Source organism: Rivihabitans pingtungensis (assembly GCF_003201855.1).
Lineage (GTDB): Bacteria > Pseudomonadota > Gammaproteobacteria > Burkholderiales > Aquaspirillaceae > Rivihabitans > Rivihabitans pingtungensis.
This window is the reverse complement of record NZ_QJKI01000016.1, coordinates 38,574-58,305: the sequence shown is the minus strand read 5'-3', so window position 1 is coordinate 58,305 and position 19,732 is coordinate 38,574. Positions and strand designations below refer to the sequence as shown.

General features: G+C 63.8%; 14 protein-coding genes and 1 riboswitch. Of the genes, 7 read left to right on the top strand and 7 right to left on the bottom strand.

The genetic code is table 11. The features are described from left to right. Positions 1–188 precede the first annotated feature (188 nt). On the top strand, positions 189–1,376 hold the full coding sequence (locus tag DFR34_RS11710; RefSeq protein ID WP_211309386.1) for a GGDEF domain-containing protein: 1,188 nt from the start codon (positions 189–191) through the stop codon (positions 1,374–1,376). A 173-nt stretch (positions 1,377–1,549) separates the two neighbouring features. Here the strand turns inward: DFR34_RS11710 and DFR34_RS11705 are convergent, their stop codons facing one another. From DFR34_RS11705 to rpmB, 3 genes are all read right to left on the bottom strand, one after another. Continuing rightward, on the bottom strand, positions 1,550–2,128 hold the full coding sequence (locus DFR34_RS11705) for a TMEM165/GDT1 family protein (RefSeq protein ID WP_110391342.1): 579 nt from the start codon (positions 2,126–2,128) through the stop codon (positions 1,550–1,552). Between the two features lie 5 nt (positions 2,129–2,133). Beyond that, positions 2,134–2,312, bottom strand: a riboswitch (yybP-ykoY riboswitch). Between the two features lie 106 nt (positions 2,313–2,418). Beyond that, complete coding sequence (gene rpmG, locus DFR34_RS11700; RefSeq protein ID WP_097115224.1) at positions 2,419–2,574, bottom strand: 50S ribosomal protein L33; 156 nt, start codon at positions 2,572–2,574, stop codon at positions 2,419–2,421. 41 nt (positions 2,575–2,615) lie between these two features. Next, positions 2,616–2,849, bottom strand: a complete 234-nt coding sequence (rpmB, locus tag DFR34_RS11695; protein ID WP_110391341.1) for a 50S ribosomal protein L28 — start codon at positions 2,847–2,849, stop codon at positions 2,616–2,618. A gap of 187 nt (positions 2,850–3,036) precedes the next feature. Between rpmB and pyrG the strand changes: the two genes are divergently transcribed. The 6 genes from pyrG to DFR34_RS11665 all read left to right on the top strand — a co-directional run bounded on the left by pyrG (position 3,037) and on the right by DFR34_RS11665 (position 11,807). Beyond that, on the top strand, positions 3,037–4,671 hold the full coding sequence (pyrG, locus tag DFR34_RS11690; RefSeq protein ID WP_110391340.1) for a CTP synthase: 1,635 nt from the start codon (positions 3,037–3,039) through the stop codon (positions 4,669–4,671). Positions 4,672–4,730: 59 nt separating this feature from the next. Further along, positions 4,731–5,582, top strand: coding sequence for a 3-deoxy-8-phosphooctulonate synthase (kdsA, locus tag DFR34_RS11685; protein WP_110391339.1), 852 nt, complete (start codon positions 4,731–4,733; stop codon positions 5,580–5,582). Between the two features lie 114 nt (positions 5,583–5,696). Beyond that, complete coding sequence (gene eno, locus DFR34_RS11680) at positions 5,697–6,980, top strand: phosphopyruvate hydratase (protein WP_110391338.1); 1,284 nt, start codon at positions 5,697–5,699, stop codon at positions 6,978–6,980. A 10-nt stretch (positions 6,981–6,990) separates the two neighbouring features. Further along, on the top strand, positions 6,991–7,305 hold the full coding sequence (ftsB, locus tag DFR34_RS11675; RefSeq protein ID WP_110391337.1) for a cell division protein FtsB: 315 nt from the start codon (positions 6,991–6,993) through the stop codon (positions 7,303–7,305). A gap of 95 nt (positions 7,306–7,400) precedes the next feature. Beyond that, positions 7,401–9,272 carry a GGDEF domain-containing protein gene (locus DFR34_RS11670; RefSeq protein ID WP_110391336.1) on the top strand — a complete coding sequence of 624 codons (1,872 nt, stop codon included), beginning with the start codon at positions 7,401–7,403 and terminating at the stop codon, positions 9,270–9,272. Between the two features lie 489 nt (positions 9,273–9,761). Beyond that, positions 9,762–11,807 (top strand): putative bifunctional diguanylate cyclase/phosphodiesterase, encoded by a 2,046-nt coding sequence (locus tag DFR34_RS11665; protein ID WP_110391335.1) that lies wholly within the window; start codon positions 9,762–9,764, stop codon positions 11,805–11,807. Here DFR34_RS11665 and DFR34_RS11660 read toward each other — a convergent pair. From DFR34_RS11660 to DFR34_RS11645, 4 genes are all read right to left on the bottom strand, one after another. After that, on the bottom strand, positions 11,779–12,708 hold the full coding sequence (locus DFR34_RS11660) for a transglutaminase family protein (protein WP_110391334.1): 930 nt from the start codon (positions 12,706–12,708) through the stop codon (positions 11,779–11,781). The two genes, DFR34_RS11665 and DFR34_RS11660, sit on opposite strands and share 29 nt — an antisense overlap. Continuing rightward, the gene (locus DFR34_RS11655) at positions 12,702–15,233 is read right to left on the bottom strand and encodes a circularly permuted type 2 ATP-grasp protein (RefSeq protein ID WP_110391333.1); all 2,532 of its coding nucleotides are present in this window, start codon (positions 15,231–15,233) and stop codon (positions 12,702–12,704) included. Before DFR34_RS11655 ends, DFR34_RS11660 begins: the two co-directional genes overlap by 7 nt. Before the next feature lie 74 nt (positions 15,234–15,307). Beyond that, positions 15,308–18,685: a transglutaminase family protein gene (locus DFR34_RS11650; RefSeq protein WP_110391332.1), complete on the bottom strand. Its 3,378-nt coding sequence runs from the start codon at positions 18,683–18,685 to the stop codon at positions 15,308–15,310. A gap of 77 nt (positions 18,686–18,762) precedes the next feature. Beyond that, the gene (locus DFR34_RS11645) at positions 18,763–19,725 is read right to left on the bottom strand and encodes an alpha-E domain-containing protein (RefSeq protein WP_110391331.1); all 963 of its coding nucleotides are present in this window, start codon (positions 19,723–19,725) and stop codon (positions 18,763–18,765) included. Positions 19,726–19,732: the final 7 nt, after the last annotated feature.

Genomic DNA, 19,732 nt, shown 5'->3' with positions numbered 1-19,732 from the left:
CACGGGATGGGATCAGATCAAACCCGGGCCAGCTGGCACTTGCCGTTTTGCCCGGATTCACTTAGCGTGCAGGGCGCGCAAGCAGCCCACAACAGCCCGCTGCGGGCAGCCAGCGGCCCAGGTTGATGATGGGCATGCCGAGTGCTATGTGGATTGACAGACTGTTTTTACCTGGAGCGGGAATTCTGATGAAACCGTTGGCTGAAATCGTATGGCAGCGCCTGACCGGGCTGATGCCCGGTGAGCTGAAAAAGGCGGAATTGCCATGGCTGGCAACGCCTTTCCAGCATCTTTCCCTGCTGGCTAACCGGCGCGCAACCATGATTGTCAATCGGGTGCGCCTGTTTGCCTTTTTGTTTGCCGTGCTCACCCCGATGTGGATCGTGGTGGATTTTCTGGTTTTTGCGTCGCCCTTGTGGTGGCAATTGGCGCTGATGCGTGTGCTGGCCAGTGCTGCCTTTGCCAGTCTGGTGCTGTTTTACCAGCCGCGTGGCAATCTGCTGGATGCCTATCGGGCCATGGCTTTGCTGTTTCTGATTCCTACTTTGTTTTATGTGGCGTCATACAACCTGATGGGGGCGCATGAGCTGGCCGGGCTGTCGGCTGCGGTCAGTTCTGGGTATGCCTTTCTGCCATTTGTGTTGCTGGCTGGCCTGGCGATTTTTCCGCTGACGCTGATTGAAAACCTGATTCTGGCCAGCCCGATCCTGATTGCCCAGATTGTGGTGGCCGGCTTGCGCTGGCCGCATCTGGACTTGCCGGCTTTTATTGGCACTTTCTGGCTGCTGGTATTGATTACCGGGGTGTCGGCGCTGGCCGGCATGAGCCAGCTGGCCTTTATGATTGCCCTGGTGCGTCAGGCCACCCGCGACCCGCTGACCGGGGTGTTTTCACGTAGCAGCGGTGAAGAAATGCTGGAGCTGCAATTCATTCTGGCCAGCCGCAGTGGTGCGCCGCTGGCGGTGGCGTTTGTCGATCTGGACCACTTCAAGAGCATCAACGACCACTATGGCCATGAGGCTGGGGACAAGGTGCTGATTGCCATGACCCGCAATATTCAGGCGTGTTTGCGCCGTGGCGATATGCTTACCCGTTGGGGGGGCGAAGAATTTTTGCTGATCATGCCCAATACCGATCTGGAGCAAGCCGTGCAAGCACTGGCGCGGCTGCGCGAACATGGGCTGGGTGCGCGGCCGGAAGGCGCTCCGGTGACTGCCAGCATTGGTGTTGCCGAGCGTTTGGGTGATGCGCTGGACGACTGGCGCATGCTGGTTGAGCTGGCCGATCACCGTATGTATTACGCCAAGCAGCATGGTCGTAACCAGGTGTGCGCGGCCCTGCCAGATGGGCAGGATCCCTTGGTCAAGGCTGCCTGAATTGATCCGGGCGCTGCAGTCTGGTGCCCGGCTGGCTTGATGCGCGCGGGCGCCTGACCCCGCGTCGCCCACAAAATGCAGCGAAGTCATCCTGGCCTGGCGTGTGACCGCAGACGGTACAAGTCGTGCGGCAAGGTCATGCCACAACGCCAGGCACATTGTGTGAGTGCTTCTTAGCCCATAAAACCCAGTTGCACCCCGCTCAGCACGACCACGCCCAACACGGCAAACAGCAGGGCCGCACAGCCGTGCACCCATTTCACCGGAATGCGTTTGGCAGCGGCTTCGCCCAGCAGCACGGCCGGCACATTGGCCAGCATCATGCCTGCTGTGGTGCCCATCACCACGCCAACGAGGCTGTCAAAGCGTGCGGCCAGCGCCACGGTGGCGATTTGCGTCTTGTCGCCCATTTCTGCCAAAAAGAAGGCAATGGTCGTGGCGGCGAACACGCCCAATTTGTCTTGCAGTCGGGTGTCTTCGTCGTCGATGGAATCCGGGATCAGCAACCACACCGCCATGGCAAGAAACGAGCCGCCCAGCACCCAGCGCATGATGTCTGCCGGCACGAGCGCGGTCAGCCAGCTGCCCAGGCTGCCCGCGAGGGCGTGGTTGAGCACGGTGGCGACAAAAATGCCGGCAATGATGGGGATCGGGCGTTTGAAGCGGGCGGCGAGCAAGAGGGCAAGCAGTTGGGTCTTGTCGCCGATTTCGGCCAGGGCGACAAAGCCGGTGGAGAACAGGAAAGCTTCCATGATGAAAATATCCAGGGGGCCAGACGCGCCATGACCTGTGTCGCCGCGGCCCCCTTAAGGCAGCGAGCGCAGGTCATGGGTCTTGCCGCATCCGTGGATGTCGCGCGCCATGCCGGGTTCGGCAAGTGTGTTGACGCGGGCGCCTGTCTGGCGACAGGCCGGCTACTCCCCCAGTGAGTGGCGGCATTGTAGCGGCATTGCGCCGCCGCAGGCAAATGCTGGCGGCAAAAAACAAAAGCCCTGACGCAATGCATCAGGGCTTTTTAGCAGCACGGGCAACCGGGGCTGAATTACTTCAGCTTGGTTTCCTTGTAGATCACGTGCTTGCGGGCAACCGGGTCGAACTTTTTGATTTCCATCTTGCCGGGCATGGTCCGCTTGTTCTTGGTGGTGGTGTAGAAGTGACCGGTGCCGGCGGTCGATTCCAGTTTGATCTTGTCGCGCATGGTGATTAGCCTTTAATTCAGTGACGGTCGCGGTGGACAGATTACAGTTCGCCGCGTGCACGCAGATCGGCGAGCACAACGTCGATGCCAACCTTGTCAATGGTGCGCAGGGCAGCGTTGGACACGCGCAGGCGCACCCAGCGGTTTTCACTTTCGACCCAGAAACGGCGATATTGCAGATTCGGCAAGAAACGACGTTTGGTCTTGTTGTTGGCGTGGGAAACATTGTTCCCGGTCATCGGACGCTTGCCGGTGACTTTGCAAACTCGCGCCATTTGAGTTACTCCCAGAAACCAGTAAAAACACGCTTTATATCATAAAATCAGGCGGCTGCTCAAGTGTTGCGTGCGTGTGGCCGCCAGAGGTCATCTGATGGGGTCGCCGAGGGCTCGATACCGCCAAGCATTTGGCGCGCGAGGGATTTCACGATAAAATTCCGGATTCGTTCAGGCCAGCATTCCCATGACTCAATACATTTTCGTGACCGGCGGGGTTGTGTCCTCGCTGGGTAAAGGCATTGCTGCTGCATCCATCGCAGCAATTCTGGAATCTCGCGGTCTTACCGTGACCATGCTCAAGCTCGATCCGTACATCAACGTCGATCCGGGCACCATGAGCCCGTTCCAGCATGGCGAGGTGTTCGTCACCGAAGACGGCGCCGAAACCGACCTCGACCTTGGCCACTATGAGCGCTTCATCAAGGCCAAGATGAAGAAAAGCAACAACTTCACCACCGGCCAGGTATACGAATCGGTGATCACCAAAGAGCGCCGTGGCGACTACCTGGGCGGCACCGTGCAGGTGATTCCGCACATCACCGACGAAATCAAGGCCAAGCTGTATGCCGGCGCGGGTGATGCTGACGTGGCGATTGTCGAAATCGGCGGCACGGTGGGCGACATCGAATCGCTGCCCTTCCTGGAAGCCATCCGCCAGGTGCGCTCCAACCTGGGCCGCAAGAACACCCTGTACGTGCATCTGTCCTACGTGCCGTTCATCCACACCGCTGGCGAAATCAAGACCAAGCCGACCCAGCACTCGGTGAAGGAACTGCGCGAAATCGGCATCCAGCCGGACATTCTGCTGTGCCGCATGGATCGCCCGCTGCCGGACGACGAGCGCCGCAAGATTGCCCTGTTCTGCAATGTCGAAGAAAACGCCGTGATCGGCTGTTACGACGCCAGCAGCATCTACAAGATTCCGGCCCAGCTGCACGAGCAAGGCATCGACGACATCATCGCCGAACACCTGCACCTCACCCTGCCGCCGGCTGATCTGTCGGTGTGGGACGGCATTGTCGACGCCATCGAGCATCCGCAGCGCGAAGTGAACATCGCCATGGTCGGCAAGTATGTGGACCTCACCGAATCGTACAAATCCTTGTCCGAAGCGCTGAACCACGCCGGCATCCACACCCGCAGCAAGGTCAATATCCACTACATCGACTCGGAAGAGATCGAGCGCGACGGCGCCGCCTCGCTGGCTGGCATGGACGCCATCCTGGTGCCGGGCGGCTTTGGCAAACGCGGCGTGGAAGGCAAGATTCTGGCGGTGAAATTTGCCCGCGAGCGCAACATCCCCTACATGGGCATTTGCCTGGGCATGCAGATCGCGCTGATCGAATACGCCCGCGACGTGGCCGGCATGGCAGGCGCCAACTCCACCGAATTCGACCTGGAAACCGACTTCCCGGTGGTGGCGCTGATCGACGAATGGGTGAACCACGACGGCAAGATCGAAAAGCGCGACGAAAACTCCAACCTGGGCGGCACCATGCGCCTGGGCGGCCAGCAGTGCGACCTGGAGCCGGGTTCGCTGGCGGCGCGCGTGTACGGCGCCACCCAGATCGTCGAGCGTCATCGTCACCGTTACGAAGTCAACAACTACTACGTACCGCGTCTGGAAGCCGCCGGGCTGAAGATCAGCGGCCGCTCCAGCGGCCATGAGCAGCTGGTGGAAACCATCGAGCTGCCGAACCATCCGTGGTTCTTCGCCTGCCAGTTCCACCCGGAATTCACCTCCACCCCGCGTGATGGCCATCCGCTGTTCAAGGCCTATATCGAGGCCGCCATCGCCCATCAAGCCGCCCGCGGCTAAGCTGTTCGACCTGACGACGGGGCATATGCCCCGTCGGCTGTTTTCTGGAGAAGCCGTTCATGCATCTGTGCGGGTTTGAAGTCGGGCTGCATCGCCCGCTGTTTCTGATTGCCGGCCCCTGTGTCATCGAAAGCGAGCAAATGGCGCTGGACACCGCCGGCCAGCTCAAAGAAATTGCCCAGGCCGTGGGCATGCCGTTTATCTACAAATCCAGCTATGACAAGGCCAACCGCAGTTCCGGCAAGTCCTTCCGTGGCCTGGGCATGGACGAAGGCCTGCGCATTCTGGCCGAGGTCAAGCGCCAGATTGGCGTGCCGGTGCTCACCGACGTGCACACCACGGAAGAAATCCCCACCGTCGCCAGCGTGGTGGACGTGCTGCAAACGCCAGCGTTCTTGTGTCGGCAAACCGATTTCATCCGCGCCGTGGCCACCGCTGGCATCCCGGTGAACATCAAAAAGGGCCAGTTTCTGGCCCCCGGCGACATGAAAAACGTGGTGGACAAGGCGCGCGAAGCGGCGATTGAAGCCGGCAGCGATGGCCAGCACATCATGGTGTGCGAGCGCGGCGTTTCGTTTGGCTACAACAACCTGGTGTCGGACATGCGCAGCCTGGCCATCATGCGCGACACCGGCTGCCCGGTGGTGTTTGACGCCACCCACTCGGTGCAACTGCCTGGCGGCCAGGGCACGGCTTCGGGCGGTCAGCGCGAGTTTGTGCCGGTGCTGGCGCGTGCGGCCGTGGCCGCAGGCGTGGCCGGGCTGTTTATGGAAACCCATCCAGACCCGGCCCAGGCGCTGTCTGACGGCCCCAACGCCTGGCCGCTGCCGCGCATGCGCGAGCTCTTGGCCACGCTCAAGTCGCTGGACGACTTGGTAAAATCCTCGCCTTTGGCGGAACAATCGTTATAATCCGCCGCGTCCACTTGCGGGCGCGGCGCTATCCGTTTGCCTGCGGGCCGGCCTGACGCTGCGCCCGGGCATTGTTTTTGATCACGTACTTGCATTGCTGCATTGGGGAAAACCATGAGTTCGATTATTGATGTCGTCGCGCGCGAGATTCTGGATTCGCGTGGCAACCCGACGGTGGAAGCCGACGTGCTGCTGGAATCCGGCGTGATGGGCCGCGCCGCCGTGCCGTCCGGCGCCTCCACCGGCGAAAAAGAAGCCCTGGAACTGCGCGATGGCGACAAGGGCCGCTACCTGGGCAAGGGCGTGCTCAAGGCCGTTGAAAACATCAACACCGAAATCTGCGAAGCGATCATCGGCCTGGACGCCACCGATCAGACCTTCATCGACAAGACCCTGCTGCAACTGGACGGCACCGACAGCAAGAGCCGCCTGGGCGCCAACGCCATCCTGGCCGTGTCCATGGCCGTGGCCCGCGCCGCCGCCGAAGACGCCGGCCTGCCGCTGTACCGCTACCTGGGCGGCGCTGGCCAGATGTCGATGCCGGTGCCGATGATGAACGTGATCAACGGCGGCGCGCACGCCAACAACAGCCTGGACATCCAGGAATTCATGATCATCCCTGTGGGCGCCAAAACCTTCCGCGAAGCGCTGCGCTGCGGGGCGGAAATCTTCCACACCCTGAAAAAAATCTGCGCCGAGCAAGGCCACTCCACCGCCGTGGGCGACGAAGGCGGCTTTGCCCCGAACCTGGCCAAGAACGAAGACGCCATCAAGCTGATTCTGCAAGCCATCGACAAGGCCGGCTATGTGGCTGGCGACGATGTGCTGATCGCCCTGGACTGCGCCTCCAGCGAATTCTACAAAGACGGCAAGTACCACCTGAAGGGCGAAGGCCTGGCGCTGTCCAGCGAAGAATTCGCCAACTACCTGGCCACCCTGTGCGACAACTACCCGATCATCTCGATCGAAGACGGCATGAGCGAGCACGACTGGGCCGGCTGGAAGATCCTGACCGACAAGCTGGGCGACCGCGTGCAGCTGGTGGGCGACGATGTGTTCGTCACCAACCCGAAAATCCTGTCCGAAGGCATCAAGGCCGGCATCTGCAACAGCCTCTTGGTGAAAATCAACCAGATCGGCTCGCTGACCGAAACCCTGCAAGCCGTGGAACTGGCCAAGCGCTCGGGCTACACCAGCGTGATGAGCCACCGCTCGGGCGAAACCGAAGACAGCACCATCGCCGACCTGGCGGTGGCCACCAACTGCATGCAGATCAAGACCGGCTCGCTGTCGCGTTCTGACCGCATGGCCAAGTACAACCAGCTGCTGCGCATCGAGGAAGAACTCGGCGAAGCTGCCGTGTACCCCGGCCGCGCTGCGTTTTACCACCTGAAGTAATCCGGGTCGCATGCGCGCGTTGACGCTTTTTCTGCTGGTGCTGCTCTTGCTGCTGCAATGGTCATTGTGGCTGGGCAAGGGCAGCTGGTTGCGCGTGTGGCAGCTGGACAGCCAGCTCACCACTCTGCGCACCAGCAATGAAAAGCTGGTTGACCGCAATCTGGCGCTGGCGGCGGAAGTCAGCGACCTCAAGCAGGGCTCCTCGGCCATCGAGGAGCGCGCGCGCAGCGAACTGGGCATGATCAAGCGCGGCGAGGTGTTTTTCCAGTTGCTGGAGCCTCGCCCCGCCGCCGCCCCGGCTGCGGCCAAGCCTTCCGCACCGTGAAAACGCCATGATGTGCCAGCGCGTCGGTGTATGGTGCCTTAACAAGACTGGCGGACAGGATTACACTGCCCGCATGTGTGACTCTCGAGCGCGCGATGTCGTCGCCTGATCCTTCCATTGAAATTGCTCGCCAGGCGCTCAAGCGGTTAACCGCGCGCAGGCAGCTGCCGACTCCGGAGAACTACGAGCGTGCTTACGCTGAAGTAGCCGGACAGCTGTTGCCCGCATCCAGCCGGCCAGTGCACCCGCTGGTGGCGGCATTGGGGCAGTTTCTGGATGAATTGCAGCCTGGCAGCGATGCGGCCGGGCAGATTCGCATCAACCGCCTCAAACAGGCTATCTTCGAACAGGATTGGTCGGGCATTCCGGCCATGCTGCAACAACACCTCACCCTGCAGGTGGAGCAACAAACCGTTGGCCAACGTTGGGGCGAACTGGTGCTCAACCTGATCAAGCAATGGGATTTGCGCCAACCGGGCTTGTCCAGCGCCATGAAAAAAGAAGCGCTGGAGCGCGTGGTGGCCAATTATGGCTACCAGCCCACCCTGTTTTACGAAAAGCTCAGCAATCTGCTGACCAACTGGGCCTTGCCGCTGGCCGCCAGCCAGGCATCACCGCCGTCGGCGCTGAGCCTGGCCGGTTTTCAGTTTGACGAAGCGCTGCCGCCGCCGGCAGCGCCGGGCACTGCGGCGTCTGCCTCTGCTGCACCGCAGATGACCCAGATCAATCAGATCCACGGCCAGCCGGTCAGCAAGATGGACGAGCCGCTCAGCCGCGCCTGGAAAGTGGTGCTGGACGAAGCGCTGCGCTACGGTGTGGTGCCTTGGCTGACCCCTTATCCGGAACTGCGTGAAAGCATTGAAGAACCCTTGCTGGCCTTGCCGGGCATCGACAACGAGCAGGCGCTGGAGGTGTTCTCGCGCCAGCTGAAAAAAGTCTGGATCAAGACCGATCTGCAATTGCAGCACGACGGCCGCATCGTCAATGGCCTGGCTTCGCTGCTCAGCCTGCTGCTGCACAATCTGCGTGAGCTTTCTGGTCAGGATCAATCGCTGATCGGCCAGATCAGCGCCATCGAAACCGTGTTGGCCCAGCAACCCTTGAATGTGCGCGACATCTACGCCGTGGAAGCCAGCCTCAAGGACGTGATCTACAAGCAAGGCGTGATCAAGCACAGCTTGGATGCTGCCACCCAGGCCATGCGCGAGATGGTCAACACCTTTGTCGCGCGCCTGTCGGTGATGACCGACGATACCAGCCAGTTCCAGCAGAAAATCGGTGATTACGCGCAGAAAATCCAGGCGGCCGACAATGTCATTGCCCTGTCGGAAGTGATCGACACGCTGATGGCCGACACCAAGTCGGTGCAAACCAGCCTGGCCAACAGTCGGGGCGAGCTGGAAGCCGCCCGCGTCGAAGTGGACGCTGCCACCCAGCGCATCCGCGAGCTGGAAGCCGCGCTGGATGAAGCCAGCATGCAGGTCAAGGAAGACCAGCTCACAGGCGCCTACAACCGCCGTGGTCTGGACGAAATGTTTGCCCGAGAGAAAGACCGCTCGGCGCAAAGCGGCCAGCCTTTGTCCATGGTGCTGCTGGACGTGGACAACTTCAAGCAGCTCAACGACCACTATGGCCACCTGACTGGTGATCAGGTGCTCAAGCATCTGGTGGACACCATCAGCGCCAACTTGCGCCCCAACGACATCGTCGCCCGTCTGGGCGGTGAAGAGTTTGTGCTCTTGCTGCCGGCCACCGCCGCCGAAGCCGCTGCCCAACTGACCGAGCGCCTGCAACGCCAGCTCACCCGCGCCTATTTCATGGCCGACCAGGACCGATTAGTCATCACCTTCAGCGCTGGCGTCACCGTGTGGAAGCTGGGCGAAGACGAAGTGGACACCATCGAACGCGCCGACCAGGCGATGTATCGCGCCAAACTGGCCGGTAAAAACCGCGTGCACATTGCCTGAGCGGATATGCGCTCAGGCGCATGGCCGGATGACGCTTGCCTGATCCGCTATTTTCCTGAGCTTTTCGCCATTTTTTGCCCGTCATACCTGGCTTGCTGCAGATTTGTCGCAAATCAATAGCCTACTCATCCAGCGCGCATTGGCTCGGCTATAATTTTTGCTGTGAATCCGTAAATCTACTTAGAGTCGCTCATAAAATTCAGCGAAGCGATCCTGGCTAGGCGTGTGACCGCAGACAGTGCAACAAGTACGGCAAGGTCACATCACAACGCCAGGGGGTTTTGTGAGCGGCGCTTTAGAGTGGCTAACAAAACTCAGCGCAGCGTTCCTGGCTAGGCGCACGACCGCAGACAGTACGGGTAGTACGGCAAGGTCGTGTCACAACGCCAGGAGGGTTGTGTTAGCCACTCTTAGTGCCCTGCCGCCTCCTGTCAGGCCGTGGCAGCTGGGTAGACGGTGTGTGTCTGGCTGAATAAGGCGTGCCATCCCATGTTGTCATGCAGTGTCGAGCTCTGGCGGGAAGCCCTGCACCATCACCTGAAAGGGCTGGTGGTCAATGTCGTGGCCATTTCCGGGGCCGCGTTGATCCTGCGCGCCAATGCGCCGGCCTGGTTTACCGGCTGGGTGGCGTTGTCTCTGGGGGTGACTGTTCTGCGCGTGCTGTTGTATCTGCTGTGCAAGCAGGCCCTGCGCCGCGCGCCTATGCAGGCGCCGGCCCGTGGTTTGGTGATTGCTCACGCTGCGCTGGTGCTGTGTGCCGGCAGCTTGTGGGGCGCGCTGGGCTGGTGGGGCATGCCGGCGTTTTCTGGCGCCCAGCAGTTTGCCATTCTGGTGATGCTGTCCTCGCTGGCTGGCGGGGCCACCGGCACGCTGGCTGCCTTGCGCGTGTCTGGCAAGCTGTATGTGCTGTTGCTGGTGGTGCCGGCCTGTGTGCGTATCCTGGCGCTCGGTAATGACACCCACATGCTGCTGTCGCTGATGGGCGTCATGTTTGCCTGGGTGATGATCAGCAGTCACCAGACCAATCACACGTTGCTGATCCGCACCATTACCCTGGCGCGCGACAAGGCCGAATTGGCCGATGCGCTATCGGCCAAAACCGAGCAAGTGCTGAAAATCAACAGCGAGCTGGAAGGTCGGGTGGCCGCGCGCACTCGCGAGCTGGAACATCTGGCCCGTCATGATGCCCTGACCGACCTGCTCAACCGGCGTGGCATGCTGGCGGCCGAGCCCACTCTGCGCATCCACAGCGGTGCCTGGCTGCTGATGGTGTTCATTGACCTGGATCACTTCAAGCAAATCAACGACGGCCTGGGCCACGACTGGGGAGACTGGGTCTTGTGTGAAGTCGGCCAGCGCCTGACCACGCCATTGCTGCCCGAACAAGCACTCTCCTGTCCGACGCTGGTCAGCCGCTGGGGGGGCGATGAGTTTGTGCTGTGCCAGGTCTGGCCATCGGCCACACCGGAGGATGCCCAGAGGGCCGCACACGCCTTGCATGCCCGGCTGACGGCCCCTTGCGTGATCCGTGGCCGTACCCTGCGCCTGGGCGCCAGCCTGGGGGTGGATCTCACCCGCATCGACGCTGATTTGTCGCTGCCGGCCGCCATCAGTCGTGCCGATCTGGCGGCTTCCGAAGCCAAGCGGTTGGGGCGTGGCCGGGTGGTGGTCTATCAGCCGCAATTGTATGACCAACAACAGCGCAAGCTGGCGCTGGGGGTGGCGCTGAATACCGCTCACCGTGATGATTCGCTGCGCCTGAATTTTCAGCCGGTGGTGCGCGCAAGCGATGGCCAGCCGGCTGCTTTCGAGGCATTACTGCGCTGGCAGTCATCCGGTTTTGGCCCGGTGTCGCCGGATGAATTTATCCCGTTGGCGGAAGAATCCGACCATATCCTGCGCCTTGGCGACTGGGCCTTGCGCCAGGCCTGCCTGACCGCCGTCAACTGGCCGGCCGACAGCTCCGGCCAGGCGCCGCGTGTGGCAGTAAATACCTCCATCCGCCAACTGGTGCGTGCCGATTTTGCCGACAGCGTGGCCGCCGCCCTGGCCGACAGTGGCCTTCCGCCGGCACGGCTGGTGCTGGAAGTGACTGAAACCGTGTTTGACGACAATAATCTGCATCGCATCCGCGACACGCTGGCTACACTGCATCCACTGGGCGTGGAAATTCATCTGGATGACTTTGGCACCGGCTATTCCTCTTTGTCCAGGTTGTGCGAACTCCCCCTGCATGCCATCAAGATCGACAAGCATTTTGTGCTGTCCACCGACCCCCGCGTCCAGGCGGTGATCGAGGGCGCCGTGCATATTGCCCATCGCTTTGGCCTGCGGGTGATTGCCGAAGGGGTGGAATCTGCCGCCAGCGCCAGCCAACTGGCACAACTGGGCGTGGATGAACTGCAAGGCTATTTCTTCGGCCGGCCACAGCCACACGCGCAGCTGGCGCCGGTGGCGTGGCCCACCTTGCCGTCGCCGTCTGCGACACCATTACCGCTGGGCTGCTTCAGTCCTGATCTGCCACTGAGGGGGTAAAAACGGCCTCCCCTTCCGGCACCACACTCACCGCCACCGACAAGGTATGGCTGCCGCCGCCTTGTATCACCCCGCGCAGCGGGGCGACGTCGGCGTAGTCGCGGCCGCAGGCGATGACGGCGTGGCTTTGCGCGGCGATCAGGTTATTGGTGGGGTCGAGCTCCACCCAGTCGTGTTGTGGGCACCACACCGCCAGCCAGGCGTGGCTGGCGTCCACGCCCAATAGGCGCGGTTGGCCGGGGGGCGGTTGGGTGAGCAGGTAGCCGCTGACGTAGCGGGCGGGCAGGCCCAGGCTGCGCAGGCAGGCGATCATGATGTGGGCGAAGTCCTGGCAGACGCCCTGGCGGCGGCTGAAGGCTTCCAGCGCCGGGGTGGTGAGGTCGGTGCTGGCGGTGGCGTAGGTGAATTCGTGGTGGATGCGCGCCATCAGGCCGATGGCGGCTTCCAGCAGCGGCCGGCCGGGGGTGAATTCCAGTTGGGCGTACGCCTGAAACGCCGGGTGCAGCGGCACAAAGGCCGACGGAAAACAGAACTCCGCCGCCGGCAGCCAGGGTTGGCCGGCGCGGTAGCGCATGGCGGCGCGCACGCTTTCCCAGGCCGGGCTGGCGCTGGGCTTGGGCGTGGCAGCGGCCAGCCGGCGCACGCGGCTTTCTGCACGCACGGTCAGCGCGTGGTGCGGGGTGGTCAGCGTCAGGTGGTGCTGCGGGTTGCCAAAATAATCCAGCGAGGCTTGGTTGCGGGTGGCTGGCGGGTCGATGTCCAGCCGGAAGTCCTCCAGCTGCTGGTCGGCGCGGCTGAGCGGTTGCAGGTGCAACAGGTGCATGGCCAGATCGACGCGGCTGGCGTAGTCGTAGTGGGTGACGTGGGAAATATGCAGCACGGTGTCGGCGGTGTTCAGCATGGGCTGCTCCTTGCCGGCGGGTTGTCAGGATGCCAGGACGGGTTGTGGTTGAAGTAATGCAGGCCGATTTCGTCGGACAGCCGCGCGCTGGCGTTGTCCAGGTGTTGCAGAAAACAGCGCAGGGTTTCCAGTTGCTGATTGGGCGCGCGCTGGCATAGCGCGTCCAGCCCCGGCGCCGAGCTGGGCAGCCATTCGGCCAGCGCCGGCGCGCCGGGCAGCTTGGGCAGCGCTTCCAGCTCGTTGCGCAGCGCCGCCTGCACGCTGCGGATGGCGCGCGGGTTGTTGGCGTCGCACACCAGCAAGTCCAGCAGCGCCGGCAGTTCCTGGCGGCATTGGTAATAGCTGCGGTAGGTCAGCGTGCTGTCGAACAGCGCCAACAGCAGCTCAAACGCCGGCCCCTGCGGCGGCGTGCAGCCGGCAATGCCCAGGCCCAGCTGGGCGGCCAGCAGGTTCAGCCGCTCCAGATGGCGGCCAATCGCCAAAAAGCGCCAGCCGTCGTCGCGGGTCATGTGGTCGGCTTGTTCGCCGGCAATCGCCACCAGCTCGACCGCCAGTTGCTCCAGGTCGGCCAGCGCCTCGGCATTGCTGTAGTCGCCCTGGTGGGCGCGCTGCGCCTGCTGGCCAGAAAACCGCCGGCTGGTGGCCAGCACCAGTCGTGAATACGTGGACGACAGCCGGTCGCGCACTGGCGCGGCGGCGCCGGCCAGCGCGCTCAGGGTGTGGGCGACGCTCCAGGCCGCCTGGCCGTCCACCAGGCCAATGCGCAGCGCGCGGGCCAGCGCTTCCGGCCCGATGCCGGCCGGCGTGCCCACCGGCAACAGCCCCATATAGCGGCATAGGTTTTCCAGCAGCGGCAGGCAGGCGTCGTTGCCGGCGCTGTCGGTCTGGCGCACCGCCAGCCATTCCAGCGCCCAGTACACCAGCCGCACGCGCTGCTCGGCGCGTTCGGCGTAGCGGCCCATCCAGAACAGGTTTTCGGCGGCGCGGCTGGTCACCAGCCGGCGCTTGTGCGCCAGGTCGGTGGGGCGCAGCTGGCCGGGCAATAAAGAAAACGTGTCCACCTCGCCTTGCGTTAGCACCCAGGTGTCCAGGCTGCTGCCGCCGCGCTGCATCGACACCACCGGCTGGTCGGGCTCGTCGGCCACGCGGGTGAGGCCGCCGGGCATCACCTGCCAGCCGCCCTGGCCATCGGCGATGGCGAACACCCGCAGCATGGCCGGGTGGGCGGCGATGTGGCCGTGCCGCCAGATCGGCGCTTGCGACAGCGGCACGTTTTCTTGCAGGGTGAAATCCCCCGGCTGGCGCAGGATGCGCTCGCGCCAGGCGTGCAGGCTGGCGGCGTCCAGCTGGCTGGCCAGCACCGGCTCCATATGCTCGCGCGGCGAGGCGGCAGGGTAGGTGGGCTTGATCACCCGTTGCGGCAGGCATTCCAGCGCCTCGACCAGCGCGGCGTCTTCGCCGCACCACCAGGACAATAGCGAGGGCAGTTGCAAGGGCTCGCCCAGCAGCGCCTGGCTGACGCCGGGCAAAAAGGCGTGCAGGCCGGGGCTTTCCAGAAAGCTGCTGCCCAGCGCATTGGCCACCAGCACCTTGCCGGCGCGCACCGCCTGCAACAGGCCGGGCACGCCCAGGGTGGAGTCGCTGCGCAGTTCCAGCGGGTCGCAATAATTGTCGTCCAGCCGGCGCAGCACCACTTGCACCGGAGTCAGGCCGGTGAGGGTTTTCAGGAACAGCTCGTCGCCGCGCACGGTGAGGTCGCTGCCTTCCACCAGCGGGATGCCCAGATAGCGCGCCAGATAAGCGTGCTCAAAATAGGTTTCGTTATACGGGCCGGGGGTGAGCAGCACCATGCGCGGCGCGCTCTGGCGCGGGGTGGGCGGGCTCAGCTGCGACAGGGTGGCCAGCAATTGCCGGTAGCTGCTGGCCAGATGCTGCACGCGCAGCTGGCGAAACGCCTCGGGAAACAGCCGCGAGACAATCAGCCGGTTTTCCAGCGCATAGCCCAGCCCGGACGGCGCTTGGGTGCGCTGCGACACCACGCACCAGCGGCCATTCGGATGGCGGGCCAGATCAAACGCCACAATATGCAAAAACACCCCGCCGGCCGGGCGATGGCCCTTGAGCGCGCGCACATAGCCCGGGTGGCCCAGCACCAGCGCGGTGGGCAGCACGCCTTGTTGCAGCAGGGTTTGTTCACCGTACAGGTCGGCCAGCATCTGGTTGAGCAGGCGCGCGCGCTGGCTGACCCCGCTGGCGATGTGCCGCCAGTCGGCGTCGTCGAGGATAAAGGGCAGGATGTCCAGCGACCACGGCCGCGCCGGGCCTAGCCGGGTGTCGGCGTAGACATTGTAGGTGATGCCGTTGTCGCGGATTTGCCGGTCGGCATCGCCTTGCTTGCCGGCCAGCTCGACGGCGGACTCCAGCTCAAAGAATCGCCGCCAGTGCATGCGCACGCCGTGGGCATCCTGCCATTCGTCGAAGTGGTCGCAGGCGCGGGCGGCGTCTGCGGCGTAATCGCTGTTCATGCCATATTGTCTAGGGAAAAAACGCCCGGCGGTCAGCCGGGCGTGGTTCGGTCAGGATAGGTCAGGGCGAAAGTCTACCCCGGCTGGCGGCGTAAATCGAGGGTGAAGGGATGCTCGCGGCTGGGCGCGCGCGCGCTGACCGTCACCGAGCCGGCGGTGTGGCCAGTGGTGAAAAAGCGCGCCAGGCGGCGGCTTTCCGCCTCGTAGGCGTTCACCGGGAAGCTGGCGTAGTTGCGCCCGCCCGGATGGGCGACATGGTATTGGCAGCCGCCCAGCGAGCGTTCGCTCCAGGTGTCGATCACGTCAAACACCAGCGGCGCGTGTACGCCGACGGTCGGGTGCAGCGCCGAGGGTGGGTTCCACGCCCGGTAGCGCACGCCGGCCACGTATTCGCCCACCCGGCCGGTGGGTTGCAGCGGCAGCGGCTGGCCGTTGACGGTGATGACATAGCGGTTGTCATTCAGCCCGCTGACCTTGACCTCGACGCGCTCCAGCGACGAATCCACATAGCGCACCGTGGTGCCGGCCATGCCTTCCTCGCCCATCACATGCCAGGGCTCCAGCGCGTGGCGCAGCTCCAGATGGATGCCGCGCACATTCAGTTCGCCCATGCGCGGGAAGCGGAAGGCAAAGTGCGGGGCAAACCAGGCCAGCTCAAAGGCGTAGCCGGCTTGATTCAGCTCGTCCAGCACGTCTTCGAAGTCCATCTGCACAAAGGTGGACAACATAAAGCGGTCGTGCAGGCCGGTGCCCCAGCGGGTCAGCCCGGCTTGATACGGCGTGCGCCAGAAGCGCGCCACCAGCGCGCGGATCAGCAGCTGTTGCGCCAGGCTCATGCGCGCGTGCGGCGGCATTTCAAAGGCGCGCAGCTCCAGCAGGCCCAGCCGGCCAGTGGTGGAATCCGGCGAATACAGCTTGTCGATGCAGAATTCGGCGCGGTGGGTGTTGCCGGTGACGTCCACCAGCAGATTGCGCAAGATGCGGTCAATCAGCCACGGCGGCACGTCGGCGCCCTGGCGAGCCACCGCCTTGCGGATTTCCTGCAAGGCGATGTCCATCTCGTACACCTGATCATTGCGCGCCTCGTCCAGTCGCGGCGCCTGGCTGGTCGGGCCGATAAACAGGCCAGAGAACAGATAGCTCAGCGAGGGGTGGTTGTGCCAGTAGGCAATCAGGCTGGCCAGCACATCCGGGCGGCGCAGGAAGGGGCTGTCGGCCGGGGTGGCGCCGCCCAGCACAAAGTGGTTGCCGCCGCCGGTGCCGGTGTGGCGGCCGTCGAGCATGAATTTCTCGGTGGACAGCCGGGTTTCGTGCGCGGCCTGATACAAATATTCGGTGCGCTCGACCAGTTCTTCCCAGTGGCTGGCCGGGTGGATGTTGACCTCGATCACGCCGGGGTCGGGGGTGACTTGCAGCAAGGTCAGCCGTGGGTCGCGCGGCGGCGGGTAGCCTTCCAGCACCAGTTTGACCTTCAGCGATTCGGCGGTGGTTTCCACCGCCGCCAGCAGCGCCAGGTAATCTTCCACCTGGGCCAGCGGCGGCATGAACACATACAGCACGCCCAGCCGCGCTTCCACGCACAGCGCGGTGCGCACCACCTCGTGGGCGGAGGCAAAGCGCGCGGGCGCTTCGCTGGTGTTGTAGGCGGCGCTGCCCTGCGGCGCGTCGCCCAGATGGCCGGCGCTGCTGGCCGCCACGCCCTGGCCGTGGGCGGCGGCGCCGCTGGCGCCGTGCAGGGCAAACGGAAACTGCCCGCGCAGCTCGGCGGCGCCAGGCAGCGCGTGGCGCTCGGCGAACGGGTCGGTTTCGATCAGATACGGGTAGTCGGCCTTGTCCACCCACGGCAGCGAATCCATCGGCAGGCGAAAGCCCATCGGCGAGTCGCCGGGCAGCAGGTACAGCCGCTCGTCGCGCAGGAACCAGCGGCCAGTGCGCCAGCGCGCGCCATCGCGGGCAATCGGCAGGGTGTAGCCCACGGCGTTGTCCAGGCCGTGCTTGAACACCCGGCGCAGGCGCTCGCGCTCGAGTTCGTCGTCCAGCCGCGAGTCGAAGGGATCAACGTTCACCGGCAACTGGCGCTCGCGCCACAGGTAATACCACACGTCTTCGTAGCCGGGCAGGATGCAATCGGTGTCCAGGCCCAGCACGCGGGTCAGCGTGTCGATAAAGCGGCTGGCGTCTTCCGGGGTGTAGTGCGAGGGCAGGCGTTCGTCGGCAAACAAGGCCGGGTTGCGCCAGCACGGCTGGCCGTCCTTGCGCCAGTACACCGACAGCGCCCAGCGCGGCAATTGCTCGCCCGGATACCATTTGCCCTGGCCAAAGTGCAAAAAGCCGCCAGCGCCGTAGCGGGCGCACAGCTTTTGCACCAGCTCGGTGGCGTAGCCGCGCTTGGTCGGGCCTTGCGCGCTGGTGTTCCATTCTTCGGCGTCGCGGTCGTGGTCGGCGACAAACGTGGGCTCGCCGCCCATGGTCAGCCGCACATCGTGCGCCACCAGGTCGGCGTCCACCTGGCGGCCCAGGGCGTCGATGGCCGCCCATTGCGCCTCGCTATACGGCAGGGTGACGCGCGGGGATTCCAGCACGCGGCTGACTTCCATCTGGTGCTCGAACGCCACTTCGCACTTGTCCACCGCGCCGCTCACTGGCGCGGCGCTGCCCGGTTCGGGCGAGCAGGCCAGCGGAATATGGCCCTCGCCGGCAAACAGACCCGAGGTCGGGTCCAGGCCAATCCAGCCGGCGCCGGGCAGGTAGACCTCGCACCAGGCGTGCAGGTCGGTGAAGTCGGCTTCGGCGCCGCTGGGGCCGTCCAGCGATTTGACGTCGGGCTTGAGCTGGATCAGATAGCCGGACACAAAGCGGGTGGCCAGGCCCAGGTGGCGCAGCACCTGCGCCAGCAGCCAGCCAGAATCGCGGCAGGAGCCGCTGGCCAGGGTGAGGGTTTCTTCCGGGGTTTGCACGCCCGGCTCCAGGCGGATCAGGTAGCGGATGGCGTGGTGGATTTTCTGGTTGAGCGCCACCAGAAAGTTCACCGTGCCCACCGGGGTGAGGTCCAGCCCGTCGATAAAGGCTTTCAGCGCCGGGGTCAGCTCGCCCTTGGCCAGATAGGGTTGCAGCTCGTGGCTAAGCTCGGGCGAGTAGGCAAACGGAAACTGCTCGGCGCTGGGCTCCAGAAAAAAATCAAAGGGGTTGAACACCGACATCTCGGCCACCAGATCGACGGTGATCTTGAATTCGCTGGTTTTTTCCGGGAACACCAGCCGGGCCAGATAATTGGAGAACGGGTCTTGCTGCCAGTTGATGAAGTGGCCGGCCGGTTCGATGTTCAGCGAATAGGACAAAATCGGCGTGCGGCAGTGCGGCGCGGGCCGCAGGCGCACCACATGCGGCGACAGATTGACCAGCCGGTCATAGCGATAGTGGGTCACGTGACGCAGGGCGACGTGAATGGACATGGGGCTCTCCGCAGGGCTAGCGCCCCCGCCGGCGGCGGGGGACGGGATGGTCACTCAGGGTGTGGCGGCGCGGGCGTTCAGCCCACCAGAAAATCCTGGCTGATGCGCGCGCCCAGGTCGTTGATGCGCTCCAGAAAATCTGTCAGGTAAGCATGCATGCCGGTGTGCAGGATGTCGTCGATGCGGCCGTAGCGCAGCTCGGCGTGCATCATGCCGGCGCGGCGCTCGGTTTCGCCGGATTGCTTATTGGCCACCGCCTTGAGGTTGCGCTCCACTTCGGCCAGGCAGGCCAGCAGCGAGCGCGGCATGTCGCCGCGCAAAATCAGCAATTCCGCCACCCGCGCCGGGGTGATGGCGTGGCGGTACACCTTGCGGTAGTTCTCAAACGCCGACAGCGAACGCAGCAGCGAAGCCCAGTGATAGTAATCGCGTTGCAGGCTGTCGTTTTGCTCGTCGCCGTCCACTTGCAGCGCGTCCTGCTCGGCCTGGCGGCGGAAGTTGACGTCCAGAATGCGCGCGGTGTTGTCGGCGCGCTCCAGAAAAGTGCCCAGCCGGGCAAAGTGGAACGCCTCGTCGTTGAGCATGGTGCCAATCAGCACGCCGCGCGACAGGTGCGAGCGAAACTTCACCCACTCAAAAAACTCGCCGGGGGTTTTTTGGTGCACGCCGTTTTTCAGCTGCTGGTTCATTTCCAGCCAGGTGGTGTTAAAGGTTTCCCACAGCTCGGTGGTCAGTGCGCCGCGCACGGCGCGGGCGTTTTCGCGGGCGGCGCGAAAACTGCAATAAATGCTGGACAGATTACTGGTGTCGCTGACCATAAAATCCAGCATGCGGTCGGAGCTGACCTGGTCATGGCGGGCCAGGTAGGCGTCTTTCAGCTCAGACAGGCTCAGCATGGTGTGCCAGACTTCGCCCGGCGTCGAGCCGGCTTGCGGCAGCAGCGAGCTTTGCAGATTGGCGTCCAGCATCCGCGCGGTGTTTTCGGCCCGCTCCACGTAACGGGCCATCCAGAACAGGTGGTCAGCAGTGCTGCTCAACATGGTGTGT

Coding starts and splice junctions, on each gene's coding strand:
- DFR34_RS11710 (WP_211309386.1), top strand. CDS start 189: ATGAAACCGTTGGCTGAAATCGTATGGCAGCGCCTGACCGGGCTGATG.
- DFR34_RS11705 (WP_110391342.1), bottom strand. CDS start 2,128: ATGGAAGCTTTCCTGTTCTCCACCGGCTTTGTCGCCCTGGCCGAAATC.
- rpmG (WP_097115224.1), bottom strand. CDS start 2,574: ATGCGCGACAAGATCAAACTGGAATCGACCGCCGGCACCGGTCACTTC.
- rpmB (WP_110391341.1), bottom strand. CDS start 2,849: ATGGCGCGAGTTTGCAAAGTCACCGGCAAGCGTCCGATGACCGGGAAC.
- pyrG (WP_110391340.1), top strand. CDS start 3,037: ATGACTCAATACATTTTCGTGACCGGCGGGGTTGTGTCCTCGCTGGGT.
- kdsA (WP_110391339.1), top strand. CDS start 4,731: ATGCATCTGTGCGGGTTTGAAGTCGGGCTGCATCGCCCGCTGTTTCTG.
- eno (WP_110391338.1), top strand. CDS start 5,697: ATGAGTTCGATTATTGATGTCGTCGCGCGCGAGATTCTGGATTCGCGT.
- ftsB (WP_110391337.1), top strand. CDS start 6,991: ATGCGCGCGTTGACGCTTTTTCTGCTGGTGCTGCTCTTGCTGCTGCAA.
- DFR34_RS11670 (WP_110391336.1), top strand. CDS start 7,401: ATGTCGTCGCCTGATCCTTCCATTGAAATTGCTCGCCAGGCGCTCAAG.
- DFR34_RS11665 (WP_110391335.1), top strand. CDS start 9,762: ATGTTGTCATGCAGTGTCGAGCTCTGGCGGGAAGCCCTGCACCATCAC.
- DFR34_RS11660 (WP_110391334.1), bottom strand. CDS start 12,708: ATGCTGAACACCGCCGACACCGTGCTGCATATTTCCCACGTCACCCAC.
- DFR34_RS11655 (WP_110391333.1), bottom strand. CDS start 15,233: ATGAACAGCGATTACGCCGCAGACGCCGCCCGCGCCTGCGACCACTTC.
- DFR34_RS11650 (WP_110391332.1), bottom strand. CDS start 18,685: ATGTCCATTCACGTCGCCCTGCGTCACGTGACCCACTATCGCTATGAC.
- DFR34_RS11645 (WP_110391331.1), bottom strand. CDS start 19,725: ATGTTGAGCAGCACTGCTGACCACCTGTTCTGGATGGCCCGTTACGTG.